This window comes from Pseudomonas mandelii (assembly GCF_024138395.1).
Lineage (GTDB): Bacteria > Pseudomonadota > Gammaproteobacteria > Pseudomonadales > Pseudomonadaceae > Aquipseudomonas > Aquipseudomonas mandelii_E.
Genome location: NZ_JAMYDU010000004.1, coordinates 174919 through 191226, shown reverse-complemented (window position 1 = coordinate 191226; position 16308 = coordinate 174919). Strand labels below are relative to the sequence as shown.

Annotated in this window: 11 protein-coding genes; 1 reads left to right on the top strand and 10 read right to left on the bottom strand. The window is 53.0% G+C overall.

What is annotated here, in order from left to right; genetic code table 11:
• Positions 1-7: 7 nt before the first annotated feature.
• The 4 genes from NHU87_RS09305 to NHU87_RS09290 all read right to left on the bottom strand — a co-directional run bounded on the left by NHU87_RS09305 (position 8) and on the right by NHU87_RS09290 (position 5720).
• Positions 8-2338 (bottom strand): hypothetical protein, encoded by a 2331-nt coding sequence (locus NHU87_RS09305; protein WP_253547670.1) that lies wholly within the window; start codon positions 2336-2338, stop codon positions 8-10.
• A 584-nt stretch (positions 2339-2922) separates the two neighbouring features.
• The gene (gene istB / locus NHU87_RS09300) at positions 2923-3669 is read right to left on the bottom strand and encodes an IS21-like element helper ATPase IstB (protein WP_069556791.1); all 747 of its coding nucleotides are present in this window, start codon (positions 3667-3669) and stop codon (positions 2923-2925) included.
• Complete coding sequence (gene istA / locus NHU87_RS09295; RefSeq protein WP_253547668.1) at positions 3666-5216, bottom strand: IS21 family transposase; 1551 nt, start codon at positions 5214-5216, stop codon at positions 3666-3668. Before istA ends, istB begins: the two co-directional genes overlap by 4 nt.
• Before the next feature lie 240 nt (positions 5217-5456).
• Positions 5457-5720, bottom strand: a complete 264-nt coding sequence (locus NHU87_RS09290; RefSeq protein ID WP_076965362.1) for a hypothetical protein — start codon at positions 5718-5720, stop codon at positions 5457-5459.
• 112 nt (positions 5721-5832) lie between these two features.
• Between NHU87_RS09290 and NHU87_RS09285 the strand changes: the two genes are divergently transcribed.
• Positions 5833-6873 carry a hypothetical protein gene (locus NHU87_RS09285; protein WP_151264091.1) on the top strand — a complete coding sequence of 347 codons (1041 nt, stop codon included), beginning with the start codon at positions 5833-5835 and terminating at the stop codon, positions 6871-6873.
• 148 nt (positions 6874-7021) lie between these two features.
• Here the strand turns inward: NHU87_RS09285 and NHU87_RS09280 are convergent, their stop codons facing one another.
• The 6 genes from NHU87_RS09280 to NHU87_RS09255 form a co-directional block, all read right to left on the bottom strand.
• Entirely contained in the window at positions 7022-7546 is a 525-nt protein-coding gene (locus tag NHU87_RS09280) for a gamma-glutamylcyclotransferase family protein (protein ID WP_253547666.1), read from the bottom strand.
• 93 nt (positions 7547-7639) lie between these two features.
• Positions 7640-9811: a DEAD/DEAH box helicase gene (locus NHU87_RS09275; protein WP_253548055.1), complete on the bottom strand. Its 2172-nt coding sequence runs from the start codon at positions 9809-9811 to the stop codon at positions 7640-7642.
• Between the two features lie 43 nt (positions 9812-9854).
• Positions 9855-11150, bottom strand: coding sequence for an ATP-binding protein (locus tag NHU87_RS09270; protein WP_253547664.1), 1296 nt, complete (start codon positions 11148-11150; stop codon positions 9855-9857).
• On the bottom strand, positions 11147-13567 hold the full coding sequence (locus NHU87_RS09265; RefSeq protein WP_253547662.1) for a TerB N-terminal domain-containing protein: 2421 nt from the start codon (positions 13565-13567) through the stop codon (positions 11147-11149). Before NHU87_RS09265 ends, NHU87_RS09270 begins: the two co-directional genes overlap by 4 nt.
• Before the next feature lie 31 nt (positions 13568-13598).
• A complete protein-coding gene (locus tag NHU87_RS09260; protein WP_253547660.1) occupies positions 13599-15002 on the bottom strand; it encodes a C25 family cysteine peptidase in 1404 nt (467 codons plus the stop codon).
• Positions 14999-16306, bottom strand: coding sequence for a hypothetical protein (locus NHU87_RS09255; RefSeq protein ID WP_253547658.1), 1308 nt, complete (start codon positions 16304-16306; stop codon positions 14999-15001). The genes NHU87_RS09260 and NHU87_RS09255 overlap by 4 nt, the downstream gene beginning before the upstream one ends.
• Between the last annotated feature and the right edge of the window lie 2 nt (positions 16307-16308).

Genomic DNA, 16308 nt, shown 5'->3' with positions numbered 1-16308 from the left:
CTAGCTTTCACGACAGAGCTTTGATCTTTTCGTACAGATCATAAAGATGAAGTGCTGACATATCCAATATAGGCTCATACATGAAAGAGTTGAGATGGATGTTTTCAGGAGTCATCAGATTCACCTGCGAGAGCACCATGATTTCATCATTACCGAATGATAGGTTTGATGAAAATTTGTTGAACAACTCGAATGTTTGATTCCTGCTGATAGCCGATACGAAGGCGGCATCATTTATTTTATTAATCATATATTCTTCGGCCTTTAGCCTGATGGCAATGGATAAAATCACCTTAGATTCTAGTTCGACATCGTCCGCAGCATTGGCGGCGAGTGCTTCCGCTTGATCGTATATTAGTTGAAGGGCGCTATATGTGGAATTTGGAAGAGATAATGCTGCCTGGTCCGATAGCGTGGCCTTAACCGTTGACTCAAGATCCGCTATTGTAAGAGCCTTGCTATCTGCTTTTATGTGTAGAAGGGATGTCAGCCTCAGGTAGTGCTGGCTAGTAGTCCCGTGGCAGTACTCAGCTAGATTTCGCACAAAAGGAATGCTCGCTACTAGAAAAGCTGGGTTCTTGGCTAGTCCCTTCTTCCAAATAATAAATGGATTATTCTGATATTTTTCCGGTACAAATGTTAGCGCGTGCTGATCTTTTCTCGCAAAGAATCTTCGCTCTCTAGCAATATTGAGACGGCTGCTAATTGTTCGGTGAAAGTCAAAATTATGAGTTAGAAATAGCAGTCTAAAAAACTTGACCTTGGAAATTTCATTAAAGTACTCAATTATGGCGTATTTGTTTTTGTAGTCGAATGAGTCCGCGATATCATCAACGACAAACAGGGTAGTCTGGTTCGATTCTCGGCGTGCCTGTACTTCGAAAAGGACATTCAATATGTAAAGTGCCCGCCTCTCTCCTTGGCTGAGAACCTGAAGCAGCTTTTCCTCTTCGACACCACAGGTTTCTTGGCCATCATGAAATTCAAAGGTGACTTTTGGGCTTTCGCCTTTGAGAATTACGTCTTGTTGATTCTGAACAACCAGCTTGAAGGGAACATAAAACCGTTCGTTGAACTGAGTGACAACGGCAGCCCATTTGGTTTTTTCTTCCTGGGCCTGCTTTGCCGTGTGCGCAATTACGTCCTTTGCTGAAGCATATGCCATGGCGAAAATTTTCATAGCTGATTGAGCTACGTTGAAGTAGCTGAACCACAGCTTCTTTCTGAATTTTTCAAAATCACCAAGTTCAGGGAGTATTTCCGGATGGAGTGTCAAATACTCCCTAAACTTTTTTAGCTCAGCATTTTTTTGCAGCTGTTTATCAACCGCATCGAACCTCGCAGATAACTCTTTGTCGCCCAAGATGCGTTGCTTTTCTGCCTGAACTAACCCCTCCAGCTCCTTGGCAGAAGAAACTTCAGTCCTTACCCCTCCATTAGAAATATTTAGGGTGTGGTTAGCTTCAAAGAAACCGTTTGTTTGAAGATTTTTAGAGACATCACTGGCTCCGGCATGGTTGAACTTCTTGCTGAGGAGAGGAGAGCCTTCCACCAACTCTTGATATTTAGACATGTACTCTTGAAGCTGTTGATGGAGCGTGCCGGCCTTAAACGCAGATATCGTTTTGTCGTTGAAAATTTCTATATAGGACAAATCATTGAATCTAGTATCGCCGTCAAGTTTACCTGCTAGTTCTGCGAAAAATTCATACGGATTCGTAAATTTGAAGACTTCTTTTATTTCGGATACGGGAGACGCTTTACCTGGCCACCCTGAAGCTTTCTTCAACGTCTTCAGCAGGTCTTCTTGAGTCGACTCGATATTTCTCACCGCCTCTTCGTATTCTCCCCTCAGTTTGGGGTTTACTAGTAATGTCGAGGTTCCAGAGCCGGAATAACGCTCTACATAGGGTTTGATGACAAACACGGAGTCGGGGGTGATCGAGGCAGCAGGTTCGGCTGTGATTGCGCGGATGGTTGTACGTGTCGGGAAAATCAGGTCTTGGCTGTCACGTCCTTCTTGGAAGTCCAGAAATGTCCGCGCAAGCGACGTCTTCATGAAGCCGTTCGGCGCATAGATCGAGAAGGCTGAGCCATCTGGTGTTTTCTGAGTCCCTTTGAAATCAAACTTGGCATCAAGTTTTTGAATTCCATAGCAATTCTCTAATTTAATATCTAAGACATCCATATCTATGCTCCAAATTAAATGATTTTCCTCCATCGACGGTATCGTTTCGCTATCATCATGTCCATATAGCGATGCTGCCTCACATTGGCCTGGCATGCGCACTGATGAAGAACTTATCCAATATGCGGCGCTCGTTTTAGCGGCATCCATACATTTCGCTGCTGTTCTAGGCCTCAAAACCGACAGCAGGCAAGCCTCCGCTTCTAGCCGATTTCTGGCGGTCATTATTGGATGAAGAGAGTGAGTGGACGGACCTTGCTTGCGCCACCTCAATTAGCGTAACCCGAACCGTTCAGATGTGGTCAGGCGGGCTCAAGGCTATCTTTCATCAATGGTCTCAGCATGAGGTTGCTAGATGAGCATCGACAAGACGACTAAATTGACCAGTACCCGTAGTGAAGAAAACGCGAATCTACTACTCCGAGTCGGATGGACGCTTTTGCTCGTGGCTGACCGCCAGGAAGGCGCCTACCAATGGCTGCTTTATCAATTCGGGTGGCAGCGGGAGGGGGAACCCCCTGAAATCACTTTTACGGGTGTTGAGGGTGGCCCAGATCCATTCTGAACGTGTCGGATAAAGGACGACGATCCAAAATGGGCATAGCAAATGGCCGAATTCCGATATGGCGAAAGGTATTGAAAAATAGGTGGTTGCATTGCACTTGACCACCTGTTTGCATTCGACTTGACCAATTGCATTCGTATTGACCACCATAGACGCATGCCGGATGCTCTTACGCCCGTTTGCGACTTTTGATCCTTCGCATTGATTCGCCCTTCAGTTCGATGATGTGGGACTTGTGAACGATACGGTCAAGAATTGCGTCGGCAATCGTGGGGTCAGAGAACAGGTCATACCATTTTTCTTTAGGGTACTGACTTGTGATCAGCAATGACCCGTTCTGTGACTGCTGATCGATAACGTCCAGGAGGAATGGTCCGAGTTGGGAGTCAATGCCACCGATGCCCAAATCGTCGATGATCAATAATTCTGCGCGTATCAATTGCCGACGCAGCTTGGGAATGGTGTGGTCAGCGTAAGACAGTGAGATCTCCTCAAAAAGCTTCGTGGCAGTGCGGTACAGCGTCGCTCGTCCAAGGCGGCAGGCCTGGTTTCCGAGTGCGCAAGCGAGCCAAGTTTTGCCAGTACCCGTAGCGCCTGTGATGATCACATTCTGACGTCGCGCCAACCATTCGCACTCCCCGAGGGACATGACAGTATTCCGGTCTATGCCTCGGGACGCCTTAAATTCAATGCTGTCCATTGTGGCTTCATTCTCACGAAGCCTCGCGGCCTTTAGCAAGCGTCCAACCTTTCTGCTCTCACGCTCGCTATTTTCGGCGTCCATCATTAAACCAAGCCTTGTATCGAATGGTTCTTTCAGCAGCGCAGGTGTTTCAAGCTGTCGCTCGTAGGCCACGGCCATCCCGTGCAGACCAAGAGTCATGAGGTTTTGGGCAGTATCTAGGATTGACTTCATTGCGGCTCATCTCCTTGTGAGGCGTAGTATTCAGCACCGCGAATGTTGGCGTGTTCGACCAAGGGGGCGGATCTTTGGTAGTTAGGACGCAGGTCAGATTCGTTCCGAAGGATCGACCGTAGCCGCTCAGAACTCAGGATGTTCAAGCTATTGGCATAGCCGCACGCGGATTCAAGGCGTGACGGCGTGATCGCCCCCTTGCGAACGTCGCGTTTCAGGCCAATAACGGCCTTCAAACCGGTCGCGAAATCTTTCCGCAGGTTGAGGTTGTCCTTCACGAAACGGAGCGTTTCCGGCCCAATAGTCTCAGCCCATACAATCAGCGTTTCCGGCTGGGAGTCTTGGAAATGGCTGTGATTCGGGGCCAAGTGCTCTTTGAGAGTGCTAGTGCCGCGCTGGCGATTCAGCTTGTGCGATCCGATGACACGGCGCTGATGAAGGATTTCGAGCCAGTCGTCTCGCACGCGCAAATCGACAAGAAGATTCGCAAAGTGATAAGGGACGGAGTAGCTGTGCTCCTCAAATGCAACGTGGTAATCGCTACCTACCCGAACCTGATACACCCACTGACTGTAGCTGTAGCGCTTTTCTGGGAGAGGCTTGAGGGCTGGATAATCAAGCTCAAGGAAGCGGCTGGTTCTGCTCTTTGGGTACGTCCGTGTGATTCGACTGTTTAGCTCATCGACCCAGTAGCTGATTTTCTCGTTGAGCTCTTCTAGGGAAAAGAAAGTGCTCGCTCTCAGCCTTGCGAGAACGAACCTCTGTACCAGTTGAACGGCAATTTCACCTAGCGACTTGTCTTTCGGTTTACGCGGTCTGGCGGGGTAAATTTGAAATCCGTAGTGCTCAGAAAACTCGGCGTAGGCACGATTTAAGGTCACCACATCTCTCGTGTTTTTAGTCACTGCTGACTTCAAATTATCAGGAACAACGAACCGGGGAACCCCGTCGAAGAACTCCAGGGCCAGAACGTTGCATTTGAGCCAGTCTGGGGTCGTTTGACTGTTCACCGCGGTGGCAAAAATGTAGCCCGAGGCGCCTAGTGTTGCCACGAATACTTGGGCTTGGCTGATCGCTCCCGTGTCCGGGTTTGTCACAGGCATTGTCCTGCCACAAAAGTCCACGAAGCACTTGTCTCCGGGGAGGTGAATCTGTCGCATGCTCAGTTTTTGCATATTGACCCACTCTCGATAGAGCCGCGTGAACTGAGCATATGACACGCCTTCTGGCTCGCTCGTACGAAACTCTTGCCATAGAAGCTCCAAGGTGATGTCAGGAAGTTTTAGCTGTTCGTGGACGGCGGGCCATGACGGGTAGGCTTTCCTTTGAGGTGAGGTTCTCGGCTGAGTCCGCAGACGCTCCGCGAGCGCTTTGTCATCAAGGTGCTTCAGCTCTTCCCAGCTTTGCCCGCACTGGGCCAACTGATCGCGAATAGTGCGAACAGTGTTGTGGGACACTTTGGCTAATAAACCAATCGCCCTATTCGACAGCCTGGGGTCGCTCGCGAGTCGTAGCACCTCGCGCTGTGTAACTATTGGCAGCCTCATGTGTTCTCCTCGCGACAGGCGTGTGAATGCCTCACAAGTCGCGCCGTGTGAAAATTGCAGACAAACGGAAGGTGGTCGGCTTGACGCCGAACGCGAGGGAACACAGAATGAAGGTGTATAGGGCTCAAAACCTAACACCATCAAAAAAGCCTAGGGCTCCACCCCTGGGCTTTTTTGTGCTCCAAATCCACCGGCTAACTCCTAGCCTGGCCTCATTGCGGTACTCCTCATATGCCTAGTTCATATGGCCTGCTGCCGTGCGCAGCGCTGCGTGGCAATCCAGCATGCGACTTCTTTGGACAGGGCAAAGAAGCCCCGACGATTGGGCACCTCAAACAGGGGCACTTCGATAGTCCCCCGCTGTTTGGCTTTTCGAAACGCGTCATAGGACGCGTATCCCAACTCTCTCCACAGCGCGCTGCCACCCACCATCAGGCCATATCGATCTTTGAGATCAAGCTCTAATTCGGATGCCAGATTGTGGATTTCAAGGGGCTCGCGCATCGCACTTAATGTCCGGTTTGGTCACAGTTAATAGTAATAAACCGCCCCCTTGCGCTCCAGCCGTAAGACTTCTACATTTTTTACGGTACAAAGATCAATCAGGGATTTTTAAGTGTCTGATTTTAAGAGAATTGCAAACATTTATTCGGAGTTCGCAGAGAGCTTGCGCGAACTAATTCCGGAAAATTACAGCCCCCGGAGCAGCACTGTGGAAATGCTCGCAGTGGGCTATTGGTTCGAAGGCCTAAGGCAGCGGACAGGCCTCAAAACTGCCTATGCCCTTGAGCTGTACTTCGAAAAAGAGTCGTTTCGAAGAAACACGAATGGCACGATCCGGCATTACCGAAGCAAGTGGTCTAGATACGAACAGAAAATGATCTCGCCCAAGGCCAAGACCTTGAGCAGGGTGGAACTGCTAGCACCTGGATCCTCCCGCGACCTGAACCATCCTATATGGACGTTGATGAAGCTGATCTCTCGGCAACAGAAGATCAACTTCGACAGTTACTTCCGTACGCTAAACACCGAAGTCCAGCTGGTGCTTTACCGCAACACCAGCAACATGATTTGGGACAGTGTTCAGCGCGAACCAACCACTCAAGTTCTACTCGAAAAACTCGAACGCAGGGCAAGCCTGGATACCCTCGCAGCGCTGATCGCGATAGTGGTCGAAGCAGATCAACTGGGTCGAAAATCTCTTGCTATAAAAGCAGCAAACTCCCTACACAAAGTACTTCTTATGCTGGCGATGGAGCTTCAGGCGCGCGGTGTTGCCATTGGCCTAATCGATTGGCTGGTGCTCAACGTCTTACCTCTTGGCGTGCCTGCGCACTTGCAGATCTGGATGAGCAGCGCTGACTACATCCACGCGTCAGCACATTTAAACACTATGGTTTACCAGCATCCGGAAAGACGCGGAAAAACCTTGCCTTGGAAGCTTCGGACCAGGCTGATGTGCAAGCTGCTTGCTGGGGATATGGGAATTGACGTTCTGCACGCAATGCGCCCGCAGTTCGAGTTGCGGGAAGACATCGGGGAAATCGCGGGCGATTTGGTCGAGGAGTTTAAGAAGACGTCGGCGCTCAGGACTTGGGGATGGATGTGCATCATTGATGGCACGCCCCAGGTAGTGCCACCCGTAGCACTGCTGTAGCCTTCCCATGACCCGCTAGGCGGGTGGTCAAGTCCAATGCAAATGCCTGGTCACGTCCGATGCAAACGACTGGTCAAGTCGAATGCAAACGGGTGGTCAAGTGGAGTGCAATTTCCCATGAGGCATCACTTGCGGGAAATTCAGTTGGCTAAAGCTTATATTTTCCCATTTGCTGGAGCAGATTTTCATTCTCTTGTGCTCGTTTTACATCTGGATCACCCTTCGAGGGGATTGCTTCAATGGCGGCAATGTATTGGGGTGGAAAATTGTGATATCTCGCGCCGGCCAACACGAGATTTTTGTACCAGTGGTATGGGGCGAGTGACGGATCAATGTGTGTGGATTGAGCGACGTATATATAAGGTGTATACGTTTCACCGTTCAGCTGAAACTGAACAAGCTGTTCGTGGTATCCCTTATTTTTCCCCTCAACAGCATCAAGCTGCGCTTTCTCTTGCGCATCGAATTCATAGAGGACGCCATATGTCTTACAGCTAGCTCCCTGTTCGGTGTGGACAAGGCACTTACCTGAGCCATCAATACTGCGCTTGTGAAACGCCAGTATATAGCCAGGTATTTCAACGACGCCAACGACGCGAGCGGAGGGAACACGCGCGGCAAGCCGCAAGGGGTGTAGATTAGAGCCGTATGCGAGGTAATGGACTATTGGCATAGTAGGCCTAGTGATTGGGTTTCAAGTTGAGTGAGGGCGCTGCTATTTTGAATGGCTCGGTGCGGCGCGTTGTTTGGTTTGACTTGATTAAATTCAGCTCGCCGACTGCTTCTGTGCAAAAAACACTGCGGTCGAGATATCCAGTGATATTGAAGCGAAAGACTTCACAAGCAACGTCTCTGGCAACGCCCAATCCCATTTTTCGCGCAGCATGTTCTCCACATCCGCGAGAGTCGAAGCGAGATCGCTTGGGTCCAAACTACCCACGGCCTTGAGTGCGGCTTTTGCCTGATCGATGTTCGCGTCGATCTCTATAGCAAGGCCCGAGTTATCACAAGAAAGGCCCACATGATTGAGCAGCAGGCGTAGCGCATCATTGGCGTAATCACCTAGCCAACTGATCAAATAGCATTTTCCGCTCGACTCGATGAGGTAACGCTCGCCAAGACCCAATGAGACAAATGTCTTTCGAGCTTCATCGAGTAACGCTTGAGCGCCGCGATCGATAAACGGGCAAGAGGCCGGGTCTGCCAGGACTGCGCGCATCTCTTCGCGCACAGTATCATGCGCCATAGCGCCCAAACCATCGAACTGAGGAGGGGCACCACCGCGTGAAGCTGAAACAATAATCACCTTGGCCTGGAGATCAACATCACGCACCTGCCATCTCCGGCCTCCAAAGATAATGCGTTGATCCTTGGTCAACGGGCGGCTTACGGGGACTGATCCGAGTGCTTTTCCATCACACACCAAGCGGAATTCTTCATCGCTGGTGAATGCGCTGTAGAACTCGTAGTGGTTGATCAGTCGCTCTCCAACCATCCCTGGGAGCAATAACCCCGAACTGTCTTGAACAATGAGTTCATGCTCACCCAGGGACTTGAGCAGCCTCATGAAGTCTGACTTCTCGACATTCGGAAAAGCCCCCTCTGCAATCAAGACTCTCCAGAGGTCTGCTGCAGATGCGCCACCACACTGGGCAATAATGGAAAGGGATTGCTGAACAAGGGTGGACGCGTGAATACCCTGAGCCCTGGGAGGTTCAAACCATCCTCTGGCTAACAGTCTGACCATGGCAATGGTTTGAACCAAGCCTTGGCGCAGCTGATCCGAGAGGCTCGATCCATCTGTGAGTGGTGACTCTTTGCAGTAAACGCGCAGTGTCGCATTTTCTCCCGGGCGTCTGCCCGAACGCCCTAAACGCTGTCGCAGACTCGCCACCGATGGAGGGGCACCAATCTGAACTACTGTCTTGATACTGCCAATGTCGATTCCGAGCTCAAGCGTCGTGGTGCAAATCGCCGATGCCGCCTGGTTGCCCGCCTTGAGCGCACGCTCAGCTTGCTCCCGCAGATCCTTTGAAAGGCTGCCGTGATGAGGCCAGAACTCGTTGGCCAAACCATCTTTCTCGCAGCGTCGACGCAGCTGGTCTGCGTACCATTCAACCTGCGTCCGGCTGTTCGGGAAAATTAGGTTATTGCTGCCACGCAAAACCTTGTAGATGTGATCGGCAATCGCAAAGTCAGGGCTTGCCTCGTTTTCCTTCTCGTCTTCATGTTCTCCATCATCAGAAAGCTCAACATGCTTCTTCAGGAGCTCGTTCATCGGCGGCTGAATGTAGCCGCGGACTTGCACCTGGAGTGTCTGGTTTGAGTTTTTTGACTCGATGACGGTCACCGTGTCGGAGCCTCCTGGACGCAGAAACTCCGACGCCATCTTCATGTCACCTAGCGTCGCTGACAGCCCAACTCTAGGGAGGCGACGCCCGGCGACAAGTTCTACCCGATGCATCAGAGACTGAAGCTGCTTGCCTCGTTCGCTACCAATGAACGCGTGCAGCTCGTCTACGACGATATAGCGCAAATTTTGGAATACTCCGCCAAGACTTGAGCCACGGTTTACGAACAGTGCTTCAAGGGATTCAGGGGTGATCAACAGCACGCCCTCAGACGACTTTAGAAAGCGGTGTTTTTTGCTCGAAGAAATATCTCCGTGCCAGGCCACTACAGGGATCTCAAGCTGCTCACAGAGACGGCTTAACCTTTCCCATTGATCATTGATTAAGGCCTTGAGGGGGCTGATATACAACACGGCGCCAGGCGGGTCATCGTGGTTAAGTAGATTGGTGAGTATGGGAAGGAAAGCGGCCTCGGTTTTCCCCGCCGCAGTTGCTGCGGCGATGATGACGTCCTGGTCGGCATCCACTAGTACAGGCACTGCCCATTCTTGGGCGTCGCGCAAGGAAGTCCAGCCTTCAGCCCAAATCCATCGCTGGATTCGGGGTTCTAGCTGGTCGAAACCCGATGAGTCAGAGCGTGAAGGTGGCAAGTTCATCGTCCGCGTCGACTTTCGTGTCCTCTTCGCCACCTAGGTCTTTGGCGACCTCTACGCCTCCAAGCAGCGTCTGCCATTCGGCGCCCGGGTTTTGCTCCAGGATGGCCAGCAGGTTGATGAATGCTGTGATCGTGGTGCGCGGTGTACGGAAGTAGGCTTCACCCAAGCGTTGGTTGCAGTGCGCCATGAACAGCGGGAGGGCCTCGTCAGGCAGTAAATATTTTTCAGCATCGCCGCCAGCGTATACGTGACGAAGCTTCTGAAGCAGTACGTAGAGGTCTTCCGGCGTAAGACTGGTGAGACGGATGACAGGCCCCGAAAGATCCACTAGCCCGGTTTTGGTAAACGAGTTCTCGGCCAGTCGCGATTGCAGGGCAGGGTAGCTGAATAGCCCTCGGCGAGTGTCCATCAAAAACTCGGGAGTGCCACCCAATACGAAACCAAGCCCCTCAGATGATCCCTGCAACGAATCATTGAGGATACGCAGAATCTGCTCGTAGTTGGCATTACGAGCTTGCGTATTCGCCAGCTTGTAGAGGTTAACCAGCTCGTCGAGGCAGATTATCAGCCCACCAAAACCTGCGAGTCTGACGAATCTCGAAAACAGCTTGAGCTGATCGTAGACGGACGCGTCATCAATGATGGTCCGTACACCCAAGGCAGCTCGGGCATCCGTCTTGGTGGTGAACTCGCCACGCAACCAACGGATGGCGTCGGCCTTGAGTTGCTCGTTGCCCTCGTCGAAACCGCGGCAATACGCAGCAATTACTTCGGCGAAATCATATCCGTTGACCATTTCGGTCAGTTCGCTCAGATGCGCACGAATGACAGTCTCGCTATCAGTACCTGCCGCCTTGGCTTCGGTTTTGGCTTGGGAAATGAATTTCTCAACGATGCCTTGCATGGCCCCACCGTCGGGCTTTGTCCGCGTCGACAGGTTCTTGGCCAGCTCAGAGTAAAGCGAGCGTGCCTGTCCCCCGGTGGCATGCAGTCTGCGATCAGGGTTCAAATCAGCGTGCATGGTCACGAGTTTTCGCTCCATAGCGATGGCTCGCACCAAGTTAAGAAAGAACGTCTTTCCTGCACCGTACTCACCAATCACAACCCGAAAGGCTGAGCCACTTTCGACCAGCCGGTTGACATCCTTGATCAGTGCGTCGAGTTCGCCCACCCGGCCTACCTGGATCAAGTGTTGGCCGACGCGAGGAACAACGCCGGCGCGTAGCGATTGAATGACCGCGTCGCGATCCTTGGCTCTGATCGTGCTCATAGGGCTAACTCTTCCAGGATGTCTGTATTGATCTCGACGGGGTCATCACCTTCAGTGACGGGCATGTCGAAACGTTCAAAAGCCATGTCGTTGATTTGTTCCAAGGCACCATCGAGCATCAGCTCCATGTCACTGGCGGCGGCTTCAAGTTCGGAGCGGCTCCATTCAGGACGTGAGATCAACAAACGAAGAAATGCAGAGTGCTCCAAATCGAGGCCCGCAACGTCAGCGCTCGGCTCCGGAGCCGATTCAGCATTTTCAACGGGTTGCTCAGCCTCCTCGATCTGATCATCAGTGAATACCTGGGCAAGGAGGGCGGAGACCTCGGCCGTCTCTCGTTGCAGCTGCGCAATCCGATCATGATCGAGCACTAAGCCATGTTTCGTAGTTGCAGAGGCCGGTGTGCCGGACTCGGGTTGGGGAGAGCTGGTTGCGGGCTTAACGGGTGCAATACTCGCTCCGGATGCTGCTCCGTGAAGGTCGCTGTAAAGCAGCTGACTATCCAGTTGCAACACCTTATAAACTCGCTCAAGAAGCTTCACTTCCGATGGACTGACGGTGCCATCGGCTTGCGCCAGGTGAGCCAGGAAGCTGGCGATCATGCGCTTTGCTTCGACGGTCAAGGGATCGAGCTTTTTCTTCAGACTGGCGAGCGTTGGTGGTTGCTGGAGCTGAATTCGCAGATGTGCCTTTAAACGCTTGCGATGGGCAACGCTCAGGTGATTCCATGAGTCGATATGTCGAGCAAGCAGCGTGAACTCCTCATTGGAGGTGTCACCATCGGCAGATGCCACTGCACTGGCCAGGTCAAGGGTTACTGATGCAGCGTTGTAAGACGCAGAGGCCCGGAGTGATCCATCTTCGGGCTGGGTCACGAACAATGCAATTCGGTCTTCAGCTTTAGGTGTCTTGCTGCCAGCCAGTATGTCGGGTTCCATGCCGATATGAAGCGATTCCAGTGCGCGGGCAAGTGCGAGTACCTTGTCGCGAGACAACGCGCCTGCGCTCTTGAATCGACCCGCGAGTTCGCCAAAGCTCATGATGATCAGATCGTCGCCAATCCTAGATTGCAGCTCGTCCAACTCTCTACGGGCCGCCGCGGGCCAGAGGGTGACTGGAAGCTGCAGGAGGCCTTCAAGGGCTTCTGCGCTTTCAGGGTTTCGTCCCAAATAACGGCTGTAGGGCTCAAGCTCGCTGGTGCATAGCTCGACAAGCAGTTGCAAATTTTTACGTGTTCCTGAGGTTGCCATGACGTCAGGAAGATCACCCAGATTTAGCGTGGGTGCCTTTAACACCGCAGATGCTGGGCGGTAGCTGGTCTTAAGCTTGGTCTTGTTTTGCGCCAAGATCAGACCCGCAGGATGGAAGCTTGCGTATTTGAGCTTGAACAGTGTTGAGAAGACTTCTTTGCCGCGCGTCACTGGGGTGCGTTTACCGATGTTGGGGTCGGCTAGCGCCCATGCCAACGCCCAATCGGCATCCAGTGGACGTTTGTTGGAGGCGTGCTGCCCCAAACCTATGCGCAGCGGCAGCGGCATTTCGTAGCTTAAAGCAGCAGCTTCGGGAGGCGAACCAAGGTAGAGATTTGGGTCAACAGCAGTGTTTTCCAGGTAGTCCAGTAAGCCGCCCGCATATCCCCTGAACGACCGGTTTTCCCCATAAATACTCAATAGGCGCTGGACTTCTTCGACTATCAAAGGAATCTCAGCAATTACCTTGGAATTCTCTACGGCATCAACGAGTACCCGGCGCTCCAGTCCATAGAAAAACAAAAAGACGTAGCCGGTGTCCGCCAGTGGATCATTACGCCCACCTGCAAGCCATTGAAGGTATCCGCGCCGAGCCTCCGGCGTAATGGAATGAAAACTTGGCCAGTAAGGCATCAGCCGCTCTTCAATATCGATGTATGTCTTGGCGATCCGGAGTTTTGGGTTGATCAGTGAGGGCTCTTGCGCGTCGTATCGGCCACCCAGCGCGTTCCCGACATAATACATACCGCCGGGAAGCGAAAAGCCGGAAACAGTGACAGACTCGCCTGCCGGTACCCAGCGGGCATCAGACTTCTGTGAGCCTGCATCTGGAATTTTAAAAGAGGTGGCGGGGCGCGAGCCGAGTTGGACGGTATAAAACTCGGGACTTTCTTCAACGTCCATATTGCTCGTCGAAACCTCACGCATAGAAAACGTTAGGCCTGTACGTTGTGGCTGCTGCGTTTGAGTTGTCTCTGAAGCTGACGTTGGGATTGGATCGCGCTGTCGCTTTGCGCGATGAGCCAGCAGCCATAGAATTGCGCCGATGCAAGCTATGACGCCAATGGCGATCCAAGCATTCTTCGGGATCGCAGCGACTGTGAAGGTCAGTGCAAAAATAATCAGGATGCCGGGGCCACTGGAGTTTTTTGCCTTCTTCCTTGCCATGAGACATTTCAACCTTGAAAAGTGGATGAAGTTAGCGGGGCTCCGCACGGAGCCGGACAGCCGGATCGCCTAACACAACATAATTGCGCATGTCGTCACGGGCTATGCGCAATGACATTAATTCGTGAGTGGGTTGTTTTCCGTAACTCAAGTTGTTGAGCAGCACAACGAGCTGTGTACTCAACGTGCCCCATAGGGTATTGAACTGATCGGTAGCGTGGCCAATACGGTTACCCAGCATCAGTCGATGGATGACATCACGAAAGGCCTGGGTCTGAGCTATGCCTCGCTTTGACAGGAAGCTTGACGCCCAGGCCCGATCCACGTGGCCCAGCGATGCAAGGGCTCCTCCCCGGGGTAGGGACAGGAGTTTCTGGGCAAGTCGGGCAGTGGTCGGTGCATTGGCGATGCGTTTGCGCGGTTCGGTGAATGTGTAGTTATCGTGCTCTGGAGTGCCGCCCCCATAGCAGGCGAAAAAAAAATGGATCATGCCGTGAATGTTTGCATACTCAGGTACGTCCTGGGCGCAGAACCAATGCTCGGCGGTGAGGTCGCCATAACTCGGCCAGTCCTGGCAGACCAACGCGCCCTGGTGTTCGAGTTGGCGTGGGTCGTCTGCGTTGAATGCCATTCCGTGGGTGCCGGTAAACAACAATGACGGCGCTTGTGTGGGGTGACTGAGAAGGCTGGCCAAGCGAGCTTTTGTGGATTGGTCTCCTAGGGTGGGGCTGACGGCGAAACCAAATTTGGCGCCTAGCGCATTCGGCCCTTCGCTCAAGGGACGAGCCACTTTTTCAGTGAACAGCTGCGTGGCGGCGTCGAAGTCATGGCAGGTGGCGAATAACTCAATAGTGCGTCGGGTGCGGCACTCATCATCCTGATCATGTTTGACCACGCTGTTGGCGTAGTGACGGTAGTCCTCGAGCGTGGGGAAATCGAGGCGTCCGACACCGGCGACAATATCGAGTGAGTATTGAAATTCAAAGGATAAGTGCGTCGGCGGGCCAACCAGTAACAAGTAGAAGGGAACACCCAAGTCGGGATCGATAATGTTTAGGGCTGTTCCATGGCGGTTCAGCCAGTTGTTCGCACTTTCATCGGGGCGCGGTCCTTCCGGGCCGGAGAAAATGCGAAAACGTGCGCCGGCCTGTTCCTTCCTGAGAGCCAGCAGGGGTTCAAGTTGTTCAAGATAGGGGGCAGGGTCCACATCGATGGCGAATATTAAACCCCAGCCAACCTCGTCCAGCTTTTCGAGGTCGAAACCGGCAGTTGCGCCCATATGATCATTGTTCGAGTAGGCAATTCCGGCTGCACGTTGGGCGAGCGCCTCATTGCTGAGTTGCCCATTGACCGAAACGGGAAATTCGCACGTTAGCGGCAGACCGGTATCCGCGTGGATACCGAAAGCCAGAAAGTGCTCGGTGGAATCGTTCATCGTGCTGCCTCCCAGATCAAGTGAGCCACTTCCTTCCCATCGATATCGTTGTGCGCACCGGACAGGCCATCGCTGACATCCTTGATATAGGCGGTCGCGTCTATGTTGTAGATGCCACTTGCCTTGAAGGTATAGGCGTCGCCCGCAGGAAGCATCTTCAGGTACTCGGCCGTTTCCACACCGCAGATACCGTGGGCGCCGATGGCGCCGTAGCGGGGCGGAGCTAAATCATATGCCACTTGGTTGGCCACCCCTGCCGCCCATGGATAGATCTTGCCGACGGCGTAGTCGTGGATCGAGCGGGTGATAGCCAGTGGGCCTTTGACGCTCTGGCGGCTCAGTAATTGGCTGAAATACCCGCGAGTGTCTGTGCCATAGGGAATCTTGCTGGCATATGCCCAATGTGACAGTGCGCCTTGTACCAGCACGCAGGAGTCTACGGCATTCAGTAATGGATCCTTGCCCTCTGGACCGACCAGCGAGGCGCTGGCAACGATGCAGCCGAAGCTGTGGCCCATCAGGTGAATACGCAATTCGGGTCGATCATGCTGCAGGCTTAGCAGTAGCCTGTGCAGGCCCCGTTCGCCGACGACGCGGGCGCGTTTCTTCATGGTCCAGAACGTCAGCTGACGCAGAGGGCTCAGGAGCCGGTTGGACAGACCGCCAAAGTCTGTGCCGATTAATTCTGCGGAGTCGAATGCCTGGTCGGGGTCGAAGGCTTCGCGATCTTCACTGCCGTTGCCTGCTTGTCCGTTGGCGCCTAATTCGAGGGCGGAATTCAGCGCGAGATAGGCTTGGCGGGCATTGTCGGTGAGGTAGTCAGCGCCAGCGTGGGTTCGCGCCTCCTCGAACAGTTGATGCAGTGCAGCGCGTACAGCTGGAGTGTCGCCAAGCTCAGTGGCGTGAAAGGCCACCCGTTCCTCGACGGTGCCGTGGGCCGTGGGTGAGAAGCTGTTTCCTGACGAGACTTGCTCGTCGCCCCAACTCAGGCTTGGCCAGTGGAAGCCCAGATGGCAGGCCTTGAAGCCGGGGCGCTTGGTGATCATGCGTTGGTAGTCGTCGTGGTTGCGATTGAAGGCGCCAATCCAACGGTCGAACTGGTCGATGGCGTCGGGCACATCGCCCTTCCACCCGTGGATCCAGATGAACAGATCATTGAACGCTTCATCGCGCAGGTGTTGAAGCAGGCGCTGACTCAGCTTGCCGTTCGCGGCGTCGGGATCCTTGGCGAGTTCGTCGCCTTGCTGATCCACCACCAACATAAAATAGCCCCCGTCAGTATTCGGAATCGTGCGATACGGCATGA